12 protein-coding genes are annotated in these 12,401 nt (G+C 70.2%); 5 read left to right on the forward strand and 7 right to left on the reverse strand.

Going from position 1 to position 12,401, the window contains the following annotated elements:
• The 3 genes from SSP24_RS04415 to SSP24_RS04425 are packed head-to-tail and all read left to right on the forward strand — an operon-like array spanning position 1 to position 3,236.
• Positions 1-1,230 carry an MFS transporter gene (locus SSP24_RS04415; protein ID WP_141307437.1) on the forward strand — a complete coding sequence of 410 codons (1,230 nt, stop codon included), beginning with the start codon at positions 1-3 and terminating at the stop codon, positions 1,228-1,230.
• A 37-nt stretch (positions 1,231-1,267) separates the two neighbouring features.
• Positions 1,268-2,335, forward strand: a complete 1,068-nt coding sequence (locus tag SSP24_RS04420; RefSeq protein WP_141307438.1) for a cupin domain-containing protein — start codon at positions 1,268-1,270, stop codon at positions 2,333-2,335.
• Positions 2,336-2,351: 16 nt separating this feature from the next.
• Positions 2,352-3,236 (forward strand): AAA family ATPase, encoded by an 885-nt coding sequence (locus SSP24_RS04425; protein ID WP_141307439.1) that lies wholly within the window; start codon positions 2,352-2,354, stop codon positions 3,234-3,236.
• Between the two features lie 75 nt (positions 3,237-3,311).
• On the opposite strand, the gene SSP24_RS04430 is transcribed toward SSP24_RS04425, so the two are convergent.
• Together SSP24_RS04430 and SSP24_RS04435 are read right to left on the reverse strand one after the other, a co-directional pair.
• Positions 3,312-4,322 (reverse strand): cupin domain-containing protein, encoded by a 1,011-nt coding sequence (locus SSP24_RS04430; protein WP_141307440.1) that lies wholly within the window; start codon positions 4,320-4,322, stop codon positions 3,312-3,314.
• Between the two features lie 124 nt (positions 4,323-4,446).
• Positions 4,447-5,235, reverse strand: a complete 789-nt coding sequence (locus tag SSP24_RS04435) for a FadR/GntR family transcriptional regulator (protein ID WP_141307441.1) — start codon at positions 5,233-5,235, stop codon at positions 4,447-4,449.
• A gap of 172 nt (positions 5,236-5,407) precedes the next feature.
• Here SSP24_RS04435 and phtC point away from each other — a divergent pair, with 172 nt between their 5' ends.
• Complete coding sequence (phtC, locus tag SSP24_RS04440) at positions 5,408-6,184, forward strand: 3,4-dihydroxyphthalate decarboxylase (protein ID WP_141307442.1); 777 nt, start codon at positions 5,408-5,410, stop codon at positions 6,182-6,184.
• A gap of 257 nt (positions 6,185-6,441) precedes the next feature.
• On the opposite strand, the gene SSP24_RS04445 is transcribed toward phtC, so the two are convergent.
• Complete coding sequence (locus SSP24_RS04445) at positions 6,442-6,903, reverse strand: DUF5709 domain-containing protein (protein ID WP_141307443.1); 462 nt, start codon at positions 6,901-6,903, stop codon at positions 6,442-6,444.
• Between the two features lie 227 nt (positions 6,904-7,130).
• Here SSP24_RS04445 and SSP24_RS04450 point away from each other — a divergent pair, with 227 nt between their 5' ends.
• Positions 7,131-8,798: a RecQ family ATP-dependent DNA helicase gene (locus tag SSP24_RS04450; RefSeq protein ID WP_167529507.1), complete on the forward strand. Its 1,668-nt coding sequence runs from the start codon at positions 7,131-7,133 to the stop codon at positions 8,796-8,798.
• 3 nt (positions 8,799-8,801) lie between these two features.
• Here the strand turns inward: SSP24_RS04450 and SSP24_RS04455 are convergent, their stop codons facing one another.
• From SSP24_RS04455 to SSP24_RS04470, 4 genes are all read right to left on the reverse strand, one after another.
• Positions 8,802-9,593 (reverse strand): oxidoreductase, encoded by a 792-nt coding sequence (locus SSP24_RS04455; protein WP_141307445.1) that lies wholly within the window; start codon positions 9,591-9,593, stop codon positions 8,802-8,804.
• Positions 9,594-9,673: 80 nt separating this feature from the next.
• On the reverse strand, positions 9,674-10,351 hold the full coding sequence (locus tag SSP24_RS04460; protein ID WP_167529508.1) for a DNA-3-methyladenine glycosylase family protein: 678 nt from the start codon (positions 10,349-10,351) through the stop codon (positions 9,674-9,676).
• 128 nt (positions 10,352-10,479) lie between these two features.
• Positions 10,480-11,844: an MFS transporter gene (locus SSP24_RS04465; protein WP_141307447.1), complete on the reverse strand. Its 1,365-nt coding sequence runs from the start codon at positions 11,842-11,844 to the stop codon at positions 10,480-10,482.
• A 36-nt stretch (positions 11,845-11,880) separates the two neighbouring features.
• The gene (locus tag SSP24_RS04470; protein WP_141307448.1) at positions 11,881-12,357 is read right to left on the reverse strand and encodes a DoxX family protein; all 477 of its coding nucleotides are present in this window, start codon (positions 12,355-12,357) and stop codon (positions 11,881-11,883) included.
• Positions 12,358-12,401 lie beyond the last annotated feature (44 nt).

Here is a 12,401-nt window from a genome sequence, read left to right on the forward strand (position 1 = left end):
ATGGAGATACCCGAGGTACTCCGCAACCGCGACTTCGACCTCTACTGGGGCGGCGTCGTCCTCTCCCAGATCGGGACCAGGGGCGCCGTCGCCGCCAACCTCTACCAGGTCTACGAACTGACCGGCTCGACCGCGCAGGTGGGCCTCGTCGGCCTCGCCCAGGCGGTGGCCCTGCTGGTGCTGTCCCCGGCCGGCGGGATCTATGCCGACCGGCTGGACCGGCGGCGCCTGCTTCAGGTCACCCAGGGCGTGGCCCTGCTGGTGTCGGCCGGGCTCGCGGCGGTCACCCTCGCGGGCGCGGCCACGGTGTGGGCGGTCTTCGTCTCGTCGCTGCTGGCGACGGCGGCGGCGACCTTCGACCAGCCGGCCCGGCAGGCGCTCATCCCGGCGATGGTGCCGCGCAAGCAGCTCGTCGACGCCTTCGCCCTGCTCAACCCGACGCGCGAGCTGGCCGTCCTGGCCGGGCCCGCGCTGGCGGGCGTACTGATCGCCGTGGGCGGGCCGGGGGCGGTGTACGTCTTCGACGCCGTCACCTACGCCGTCCTCGTCGTCGTACTGGCCCTGCTGCGGGTGCCGCGGCTGGCCGTCGACGGCGAACGGCGACCACTCCTGGAAAGCCTTCGGGAGGGGGTGCGGTACGTCGCCCGGCGGCCGGTCGTCTGGCAGCTGATGGGCCTGGACATGTCCGCCACGGTGTTCGGGGCCTACCGGGTGCTGCTGCCCGCATTCGCCGCGGACGTGCTGCATGTCGGCGCCACCGGCTACGGGCTGCTGTCCGCGGCGCCCTCGGCCGGGGCCCTGATCGGATCGGTGTGGGTGTTCCGGCTGGTGCGCACCGCCCGGTCCGGCCGGATCGTGCTCTGGGGGACCGCCGCGTACGGCTTGGCCGTCGTCGGACTGGCCCAGTCACGGGTCTTCTCCGTGGCCGTCGTCATGGCCCTTGCCCTGGGGGCCGCGGACGCGGTCGCGACCACCGTCCGCCATGCCGCCGTCCAGTTGGAGACGCCGGACACGCTGCGCGGGCGCGTCTCGGCCATCTACCAGATGTGCTCCCGGGGCGGCCCCGCGATCGGCGACTCCCTGATGGGCCTGCTGGCCGGAGCGCTCGGCCCGGTCGTGGCGCTGACCCTCGGCGGTCTGGTGCCGGCCGCCGTCTCCGGGACGAGCGCGGCGCGCAGCCGCACCGTGCGCGAGTACAGCGTGCAGGCCTCCGAGCCGGCACGCCCCTGACCGACTTCCCCCTCTCCTCCGCCTGTTGGGAGACACGTTGAGCACACACACCACGACCGAAGTCACGCACTACCACGTCCAGAAACGCCGTCGCGCCGCCTTCATCGAGGAGTGGCGCAAGAACCACCGCACGGTCGTCGCCGTCGAGGACGTCGTGATGCACCCGACGGAACGCGGCAGCCGTGTCGGCGTCTACGTCGGCGCCGACGGCGACCGGCCGACCCGCACCATGGACGCCCTCGCCCACGAGCTGGACCCGGGGACCACGACCACACTGCACCGGCACTCGTGGGACGCCATGGTGTTCGTGGTCGCAGGCTGGGGCTGGACCGAGATCGACGGCGAGCGCGTCGACTGGGGCCCCGGCGACTCGCTGCACCTGCCGGCCTGGTCCTGGCACCGCAGCGGCAACGACGGCGACACCACGACGCGTTACCTCACCTTCTCCAGCGGTCCGCTGCTGGAGACGATGGGCATGGCCGCCCTGGAGGACGCCGGGCACACGCCCGTCTCCGAGCTGCCGCCGCGCCCGCCGTTCTCCCCGGGCCGCGACGGCGCCGATCCGTACGCGACGCGGCTGCGGCGGCTCGCCCGGGACCAGGAGGCCCGCCGCTCCGGGCGGCTGCACACCAGCTGGGACGAGCTCGAACTGCGCAACACCCCGCGCGGCACCCGCACCACGTTCCTGCTCGACCGCGCCATCGGCTACCAGGCGTCCGGCATCACGATGGCCATGTTCGAAATCGGTCCCGGCCGGGCCCAGTCGATGCACCGCCACCCTGGCGAGGCGTGGCTGTACGTCGTCGAGGGGACCGGCGAGAGCTATCTGGGCACCGAGCCGGAGGGCGGCGAGCGGCACCCGTGGAAGAAGGGCGACATCATCGTCGTCGACCACTTCCTGTGGCACCAGCACATCAACACCGCCCCGGACCGTACGGCGAAGGTGGTGCGCATCCATATGTTCGACAGCCTGCTGGAGACCATGCGGGCGCTGTGCGATCCGCTGGTGCTGTTCGAGGAACCGCCGGACCACATCCGCGACGCGCAGGCCGGAGACCCGGCGACCATCCAGTGGCCGGCGCTCACGCGCCCCACCTGGCCATGAACGGAGGCCGCAACCGGTGAGTACGGCACTGCCGCACGGCGTCGCGGGGACTCACGCGCTGCCCGCCGATCACCACGACGGCCCCTGGGACTCCGTGATCGTCGAGCCACGGGTCAAGGAACGGCTCCTCGCGACCGCCGTCCTCGTGCTCCGGCACGGGCGGCGGCTCGCGGGCTCGGCCGTGGCACCGCACGGCCTGGTGGTGCTCGCCGGGCCACCCGGCACCGGCAAGACCACGCTGGCCCAGGGCCTCGCCCAGGCCGCCGCACGCACGCTGGCGCCGCACGGTGCGACGACGCTCGTCGAGGTCGACCCGCACGCCTTCCCCAGCGAGATGCTGGGCGAGAGCCAGCGCGCGGTCTCCCGGCTGTTCCGCGCGACCCTGCCCGAGCTGGCCGCACGCCGCCCGCACACGATCGTGCTGGTCGACGAGGTCGAGGCGCTCGCCGTGCGGCGGCACTCGGCGTCCTTCGACACCAACCCTGTCGACGTGCACCGGGCGACGGACGCCGTGCTCAGCGGCCTGGACGCGCTGCGGGCCGAACGCCCCGGGACCCTGCTGGTCGTGACGACGAACTTCGCCGACGCCGTCGACGAGGCCTTCCTCTCCCGCGCCGACCTCGTGGTGCGCACGGAGCTGCCGGACGAGTCGGTGGTGGCGCTGATCGTCGCCGACTCGCTGCGCGCCCTGGCGGCGCAGTGGCCCGAACTGGCCGCGCTGGCCGAGGATCCGGGGGTGCACCGGCGGGTGGGCAAGCTGCTGACCGGGCTGGACGGACGCCGGATCCGCAAGACCGTGCACGGGGCTCTGGCACTGCGCCTGGAGACGGCGCGGGAGCCGTCGCTGCTCAGCGCCGACGATCTCGTCGCCGCGGCGGAGGAGGCGGCACAGCACACGTGACGCGAGTGCTCAACGAGCCTGGGCCCCACACCGAGTGCGCGGTGTGGGGTCCAGGCCGTTCGGGTCGGCGATCCGTCAGGGGGCCTGTGTCGCCCGGTACTCGGGAGCGTCCTCCATGAAGTGCACCGAGTCGTAACCGAGGTGCTTGAAGACGCGGTTCTGCGCCGACAGCAGCCGCAGCGGGGTGCCGTCGTAGGCGAACAGCTGGCACACGTGGTTCTGCGGTACGTACAAGGTGTCGCCCTTGGTGATCTCGTGCCGGGTCGGCTCCAGGGCGACGCGCGCGTAGTACTTCTCGGCGATCTCCGCCTCGACCTCCCAGTGGAGGGCGTATCCGCTGCCGTCGAGGACGTAGAGCACCTCGTCGGCCATCTTCCAGTACCTGCCCGAGCGGCTGCCGGCGGGGATGTCGAGTTCGAAGACGTCGACGGAGAAGATCCGGGCGTCGGTGCGCTCGGGCGAGGACATCACGCGGACCCGGCCGAGGGGGGTCGTCTCCCAGGTGGTGTCGGCGACGCCGATGACCTTCTTGCGCTCCTTGACGCCGGGCGTCCAGATCCGGGACCAGTCCTCGCGGGGCCCGAACTCCTCCTCCCGCTCGATCGGGCCGCTGCGCCCCTGCTGCCACAGGCCCATGAACATCCAGGTGCTCTTGGCCTTCACCACGAGGGCGGTGGCGGTCTCGTCGTACGGGTTGAAGTGGCGGTGCACGGAGTCGGTGTGGACGAACACGAGGTCGTCCTTGGTCCAGTCGTACCGCTGGTCGTCGTGGATCTCGTAGCCACGGCCCTGGAGGATGTAGAAGGCGGCCTCGTTCTGGTGTCCGTGGCCGTTGTTGCTGGACTGCGGCGGCAGTTCGACGAAGTGGACCTGAATGGTCTGGGTGAGGAAGTCCTCGTCACCCGGGCCGATCCGCCACCACGTACGGGACTCGGCGCTGTCGCCGGAGTGCGCCACCTTCGCGTCGTCGACGACCACGGAGTCGTCGCGCACCCGCTCGACGCCCAACTGCCTGCGGCGGAACTCGCCGAGACCGTACGTCTCCGAGGTCAGGCCGCGGACGAACACGCGCCCCTTCTTGCCCATGGTGCCTCCCGTGATGGCCGTAGCCGTCTCCGATCACCTGATGGTCTAACCATAATGCCTTCATGCTGGGCACAAAAGAGTCCCGGGCCCAACAGGACCCGGGACCGGACGGTTCGGGCGCGCGCTACCTGCGCCGGCCGTCCCCCTTCACCCGGGACGCCGTGCGCTGTACGTGCCTGCGCATGATCTCGGACGCCGCCTCGACGTCGCGCGCGGCGACGGCCTCGACGAACTCGCGGTGTTCCTTCGAACCGCGCTGCCCCATCTGCGGTTCGACGCTCTGCGCCTCGCGCAGGCTCATCAGCAGCGGGCCGTGGAAGGACTGCACGAGCATCTCGATGGCGGCGTTGTGCGTGCAGGCGGCGACGCGGGTGTGGAAGTCCGCCGACATCTCCATGTCGTACGTACCCTGCTTGACCGCCTCGGCGTGCTCGTCGCACAGCGCGCGGAGGTCGTCGAGGTCCTCATCGGTGGCACGCTCGACGATCAGCGGGACGATGCCGAGTTCGAAGACCAGCCGCGCCTCGGTGACCTCGGTCGCCGTCAGCGGCGACAGGGAGAGCAGATCGGCGAGACCCTCACCCACCCGCCGCGAGGACGGAGCCGTCACGAACGCCCCGCCGCGCGCACCGACCCGGATCTCGACGAGCCCGCTGGCCTCCAGGCTGCGCAGGGCCTCGCGCACCGTCACCCGGCTGACACCGAACTGCACGCACAGCTCGCGCTCACTGGGCAGCCGGTCGCCGGGCTGGAGGCGTTCCTCCTTCAGCAGCAGCCGGATCTGATCGACGATCAGCTGGGAGACGCGACTGGAGGAGACCGCCTTGAACAGCCCCTCGGGCGCGGGAGTCCGCTTGGCGGACGTCTCGTCTGCGGTCTCGGCACGCTGAGGCTGGCTGGGTCGCGATGGCATGTGCGCATTCTCCCATGGTCAGGAGCCTCGTTGACGGTCTCGTATGCAATGGCTTAAAGTCATACCAACAGACCTTTGATTCCCAAGCTGCTCGCTCCGACCGCCGCAGATGGTTCCGACGGCAGGGCGCATGACACCGGATGAATCCAGGTGAGGAGAGACCGACACGGCCATGACACTCACCGCCGAGGGTCCGCAGGGGTCGTACGACGCCCTGCGGGAGCGCATCGCCGTCGCCTGCCGTGCCCTGGCCGTCAGCGGGCTGGTCGAGCACATCCTCGGCCACATCAGCGCCAGGACAGGGTCCGGTTCGCTGCTGGTGCGCGGCCGCGGGCCCGAAGAGCGCGGGCTTGCCTTCACCGTCGTCGAGGACGTACAGCAGGTCGGTCTCGACGGCACCGGCGAGGTGCCCACGGGGTGGAAGCCGCCGAGCGAGCTGCCCATTCACACCGAGGTCCTGCGCTCCAGGCCGGAGGTCACGGCCGTGGTGCACGCCCATCCGCCCGCGGTGGTCGCCGCGTCCGTCGCCGACCTGCCCTGGCTGCCCCTCGTGGGCTCCTACGACATCCCGGCCGCCCGGCTGGCCCACGACGGCGTTCCCGTGTGGCCCCGCTCGGCGCTGATCCGCCGCCGCGACCTGGCGCGGCAGATGGTGGCCGCGCTCGGGGACCGGCCCGCCGTGGTCCTGCGCGCACACGGCCTGGTCGCCGTCGGCACCGGCGATCCGGCCCACGCCGTCGCGGAGGCCGTCACCCGGGCCCTGGCGGTGGACACCCTGGCCCGCACCGCCCTCGCCGTGGCGGCCACGGGGGCGCCGCTGCGCCCGATCCCCGACGAGGACATCGCCGAACTGCCCGATCTGGGACCGGCGTTCAACGTGTCGGCGATGTGGCGCCATCTGGAGGCCCGCGTCCGACACGAGGGACCCGCAACGCCCCTGCGGGCCTGAGCGGGGCGGGTTGGCAGTCCCGTCGCAGGGCGGGATTCCGTACGGTCCGCCCGCTGGAGCGGGTCCAGGTCCACAGCTTGACCCGGGCCCACCGGGAGCGTTTCGCGCGAAGATGCGGGAGCGGCACGGCCCGGACGTCGTGGTGGGCGGCACCGATGCTGTCGGAGATGTCGTCCTCGGACGTCACTCAAGGCCGGGAACCCACGTGACACGCGTCGGAGGCACCGCGCCGGCCTGGCCGGGCGCCCCCGTCTGGGTCAATCCTCGTCGTCGACGACGTGCACCGCTGCCTCCTCGGCCGAGGCGGCAGCGCCGTCGATGCCCAGGTCCGTGGCGACCAGCGCGCTCTCCTCGTCCTCGTGCGCTCCCTCGTCGGGCGACACCAGCCTGCCGGAGCGGGCCGCTCCGACCTCGTTGTCCAGGAGTTCCCCGTCGGTGCCCGGGCTGTCGCCGATGTCGTCGCCCTCGGGTGCCACGGCGTCCGGCAACTCCTCGGCAAGCCGCTCGTCCAGTGTCTCGCCCCGGTGGCCCTCCGCGGCCGTCACACCGGTGTGCTCCACGGCCCACGGCCTCTCCACAGGCGACCAGCCCCGGTCGAGAGGATCGCCGACACCGTCGTACTCCAGGGTGTCCTCCGCGTCGAGCAGCCCCGTGTCGTCCTTCTGTTCGGAGTCATCGGGCTGGTAGACGTCGTCTCCCCATCCGCCGGTGTTGTCCATGGTTACCTCCCGGGGTGGGGCGAGCTGTTCTCACCGCGTCCGCGCCAGGCGTCGATGAAGTCGGTGTATGGGGCACTGACATTGCCCACGTCCTTCCACCCTCCATCCCTTTTCACGTCCAGGCAAACGGCACGCGAGAGGTAGCGCAGCCGGGTCTCCCGGCGCAGCCACCGGGAGACCCGGCTGCGCCTATGGCACACCGGGCATATCATGCCAAAATGTGTGGCTTGAGTCTTACGCCCGCCGCGATCGCCGGAGCGCTGTTCGACTTCAGCCTGCGGCCGTGCCAGACCCAGGCCATCGACGCGGTCACCGGCGGTCGTGACACGCTGGCAGTTCTGCCCACGGGGAGCGGCAAGAGTGCCATTTACCAGGTGGCGGGCCTGTCGATCGGAGGGCTGACGCTGGTCGTCTCGCCGCTGATCGCACTGCAACGGGACCAGATCCGCTCGCTCTCCGGACGCCATTACGGCACTCGCAACACCATCCGCGCCGAGCTGCTGAACTCCTCGCTGAAGGCGCACGAGCGGAAGGACACGCTCACCCGGCTCGCCCGGGGTGATCTGGACTTCCTCTTCATCGGGCCGGAGCAACTCACGAACTCCGAGACATGGGCCGCAGTGCGCACCGGCGCCCGTGAGGTTGGGCTGTTCGTCGTCGACGAAGCACATCTGGTGAGCGAGTGGGGCCAGGAGTTCCGGCCGGAATACCTGCGGCTGGCCGGCGCGGTGGCCGAGCTGGGCAGGCCGACGGTTCTCGCGCTCACGGCGACGGCTTCCCCGCCCGTCCAGGCGGACATCACCCGTCGCCTGGGGATGGAATCCTCCGAGGTCGTGGTTGCCGATTTCGACCGGCCGAACATTTCGCTGGCCATGCGGCAGACCCAGCCGAGCAAACCGGAGGCGCAAGCAGTCGACGATCTGTGTGTCGACGTACTGATCGAGCACGAAACCCCCGCGCTGATTTACGCACTCACGCATGCCCGCTGCGAGTCCCTCGCCGACCGGCTGCGGCTGGATGCCTACCGTGTCGCGCCGTACCACGCCGGCCTGTCAGCAGGCGCCCGGGCGGACGTCCAGGACAAATTTTTCTCCGGGAAACTCGATGCGGTGGTCGCCACCAGCGCGTTCGGTCTGGGAATTGACAAAGCCGACGTCCGGACCGTGGTGCACGCCGGTGTTCCCGCGAGCATCGACGACTACTACCAGGAAATCGGGCGGGCCGGCCGGGATGGCGAGCCGGCTGCCGCGGTCCTCGTGCACGATCCGCGCACCATCCGGATACCCCGCATTCTCGCGGCCCGCGCCCATCTCGGTGAGGCAACGCTGCACAGCGTTGTCGACGCGATCGAAAACGCCGGTGGTGACATCGCGCTTGCGGAGCTGGTGAGAGCCGCCGGCGCGCCCGCGCACGCCGTCGACCGTGTGGTCAATGAGCTGGCCGAACTGGGGATGGTCAAACTCGCCGGGTCCGGTCACCATCGCGTTGTCGAACCCCAGCGTCATCTGCCGCCCCCAGCTCGGCTGACCGAGCAACTGATGGCCGTGGATCAGCGGCGGCAAGCCGTGCTGGCCAGCCGCCTCAACGCGGCCCGTGAGTACGCGGAGAGCACACGATGCCGTCGGGCGGAACTCCTGGCGTATTTCGGCGAGAACTACGACCCGCCCTGCAACAACTGCGACAACGACCGTATGGCGAGGAGCAAGACCGAGCCACCGACGAGAGCGACTCATCGCCCGTCGTTCACTGGTGGAACTCCTGTGCGCCACGGGCTGTGGGGCGAGGGCCTGCTGTTGAGCCGGGACGATCACGAGCTGCTCGTCTACTTCGACAGCGTGGGATACAAACACCTGACCGCGACGGCGCTGACGTCCGGGATCCTGCGCCGACTCTGAGCGCTATCGGAGGGTGGTGATCATCCCACCGTCGATGGTCATGTCCGTACCCGTGATGTTCGCGGCCCGGTCACTGACCAAGAACATGACCAGTTCGGCGACTTCCTGCGGCGCGGTGAACCGTCCCAGCGGAGTGGCCTCGACAGCGGAGGCGGCGATGTCCTGTGGAGCCTTGCCGGTTTCCTTCGACAGCCGCTGGGCGATGCCACTGTCTCCGAGCCACAGGTCCGTGCTCACAGGTCCGGGACTCACGGAGTTGACCCGGATGCCCTTCGGGCCCAGTTCTTTCGACAGGCCCTTGGCGAAGTTCGTCAAGGCCGCCTTGGTCGCGGAGTAGTCCAGCACCATCGGGTCGGGCAGGAACGCGTTCACCGAGCCCACCATGACGATCACGCCGGCGCCTTGTTCGACCATCGACGGCACTGCCGAGCGGGTGGTGCGCACAGCCGCCATCAGGCCCAGTGTCCAGGTCAGGTTCCAGTCGTCGTCGGTGATGCCGACGAAGCCACCGGACCGCGGGACGGCCGCCCCGACGTTGTTGATCAGAATGTCGACCCGGCCGCCGCGTTCCACCGCGGCATCCACCACGGTGCCCGGTGCGGCGGGGTCGGTCAGATCCGCCGCGACGAACGTCGCCTTGCCGGCCTCGGCCAACTCGCCGAGTTCGCGCGTCCGGGTGCGGGCTCCCGCGACCACATGCGCGCCGGCGTCCACCAGTGTCCGGGTGATGGCCAGACCGATGCCCTTGCTGGCCCCGGTCACAACGGCCGTCCTGCCACTCACGTCAGCGTCCATGGCTACACCTCTCGCATTCCGGTGCCGCGGTCGGTAGACGAACAGGGGAGAAGCGAGCATCGCTTGACCGGGTCGCACGTTCAAACAACACGCTGGACCTGCGGAGTTGTCTCCGCCATGCGCCAGAGATACATACACGCGAGCGTCCGGTGCGGACGCCATGGCTCGGCGATTTTCTCCAACTCGACCGGGCCCGGCAGCTCGGGCAGTTCGTACGCCTTCGCCACAGCGTGCCGAAGGCCGATGTCGCCGGCCGGCAGTACGTCCGGCCGGTGCAAATGGAACATCAGGAATATGTCGGCCGTCCAGGTGCCGATGCCCCTGACCGCGACCAGCTGTGCGACCACCTCGTCGTCGGGCAGTTCGTGCAACCGCTCAAGTTCGAGTTCACCGGAGACGATGTGCTCGGCTAGCGAGCGCAGGGATGCCGTCTTCGCCTCCGACAGGCCGACTGCCAGACGCAGTTCGTCGGGATCGTCGCCGAGGATTTCCTCCGGCGTCGGCGGGCTTGCGCCGAAGCGGTCGAGCAGCCGCCGGTAGATCGCGCGCGATGCGGTGTTCGAGATGCTCTGACTCACGATCGCGCGCACGAGAAGGCCGTAGCGGTCGGTCGGCATGTTGGGATCGGGTGGAAGCGACGGATCGGGCGGCAGCCTCGGTCGTCCACCGCCCTCGCGCATGACCGCGTCGATGACTGTTCCCAGGACGGGATCGGCACGGCGCAGGTGCTCCTCGGGAGTCCGGGCGCTCCGCGTCATGTTCTTGATGGTACGTCCGGGTCGCCAGGGAGTCCTGTCGGAGCACCCTCCGCAGTCGGTGGATCGACCCACCATGTCCTCGTGCCACACCCCGTACGAAACCCTCGGCGATCTTCACCACGTGGTCGTCAGTCTTCTGCCGACGGCCGGGCACCGGACTGCGTGGTGGTACCGGCCGTGGTCTGGGGGCAGCACCAACTGTCGGCGGGTGTGGTGCTCCCCGCGGAGGGGTGCCGTACGGACGGGGCGGTGGGCGCGAGCGCGGTCCTGGCTCCGAACGTACGCAGCACCACCACGAGGGCGACGAGACCGATCACCGCGACACCCCCGGCGACCAGAGCACTGGCCGCCACCAGGCGCACAACCCGGGAGAGGAGCCCGATGACGACCACGGGCACGGTCATGCCGAGGTAGGCGGTCATGAAGAACGTGGAGATCACCGCGGCGCGGCGGCCCGGATCGACCAGCCGGTTGATCTCCCCCAGGCCGCCACGGAAGACGAGGCCCACCGCGGCACCGCTGACGACGGTGCCGATGAGGAAGAGCCAGAGGGCCTCGGTGAACAGGGCGGCCTCCAGCCCGGCGAGGCCCACCAGCAGCAGCCCGAGGCCGGATCCGACCGAACGGCGGCCCGGCAGGTGTGAGAAGACCGCCTGGCTGATCGCGCCGGTGACGAAGATCAGGAAGGACACCGCTCCGATCACCGCCAGGTTGTGCAGGCCGAGGGTCCCACGCAGGAAGCTGGGTACCAGACTGCTGAACAGCCCCAGCAGCGTGAACGCCGAGAAGATCCCCAGCGTCGCACCCGCCATGACACCCCGCATGGGCCCCGGGATGCCGATGTTCGGCCGCAGACTGACCACGCCGTCGCGCAGCACGGCCGTCTCCGGGACAGCGGCGAGGCCGATCAGAGCGAGCGCGGTGATGCCGAGGTAGACCCAGAAGACGGTGTGCACCGGTGCCGGGGCGTACTCGGCGAGAACCCCGGCCAGCAGGGGTCCCAGCCCGAGACCGGTCATGTTGACACCGGCCGCGACGACGGCCGCCGCGCGATGGTCGCCGCGGGGGTGCAGTTCGGCGATGGCCGCGGTGGCGGTACCGGTGGCAAGGCCGACCGCGAAGCCGCTGAGGACCCGGGCGACGAGGAGCACGGGCACATTCGTGGCGGCGAGGAAGAACCCGGTGCTGGCGGCGGCGAGCAGGATCGCGCCCACGAGTACCCGTTTGCGACCGATGTGGTCACTCAGTCCGCCGAAGAACAGCAGGGCGACGAGTGTGCCGATCACGTAGATGGCGAAGATGATCGTGATGGTGAAGGGGTCGAAGCCGATCCGGGCCTCGTAGAGGACATAGAGCGGGATCGGGATGGTGCCGCCGAGCATCATCACGGCCAGCAGGGCCGCCATGAGGACATAGCCCATGCCGAGACGGTTTGTGCCTTGAGTGTCGGAGTTGTTCGTGCCGGCCGCGGGCCGGGCAGGTTTCGAGTTCATCGTCGATCTCGTTTCGAGTCTCGCCGGTCCACAGTTCTACCGATGCAGGACCGCTCTGGTCGCCAGTCCGCTGCCGACGCCGACGACGATGGCGACGGGAGCGACCCACACCGGCGGAGCGATGTCGAGGGCGGCGTCGACGGACCAGGCTCCTGGTCCGGTCACGGCCAGTACGGCGGCGATGAGGACAAGTACGAAGGGGAATTCGTAGCCGTCGTGCTGCACCCAGAATCCGTTGCGCCACTTGACGGTGACCGCGACCGTCATCACGCCCATGGCGCCCATGGCGGCCAGCGGGGTCAGGGCCCCGATCGCCAGCAGCAGGCCGGAGCCGATCTGGGAGCCGCCGGCCGCGATCGCCGTCATGACGCCGCCGCGGAAGCCGTCCCGGCGGAACTCCTCCACGCCGCCGGCGAGTCCCGCGCCGCCGAGCCAGAAGCTCACCTTCTGCACGCCGTGTCCGGCGATGACGAGACCGATGACGAGTCGCAGGATCAGCAGCCCTGTGTCCATGTGTCACCTACTTTCGGGGCCCGTGGCGGGCGAGGGGCGTCGCC

Source organism: Streptomyces spinoverrucosus (assembly GCF_006539505.1).
Classification (GTDB): domain Bacteria; phylum Actinomycetota; class Actinomycetes; order Streptomycetales; family Streptomycetaceae; genus Streptomyces; species Streptomyces spinoverrucosus.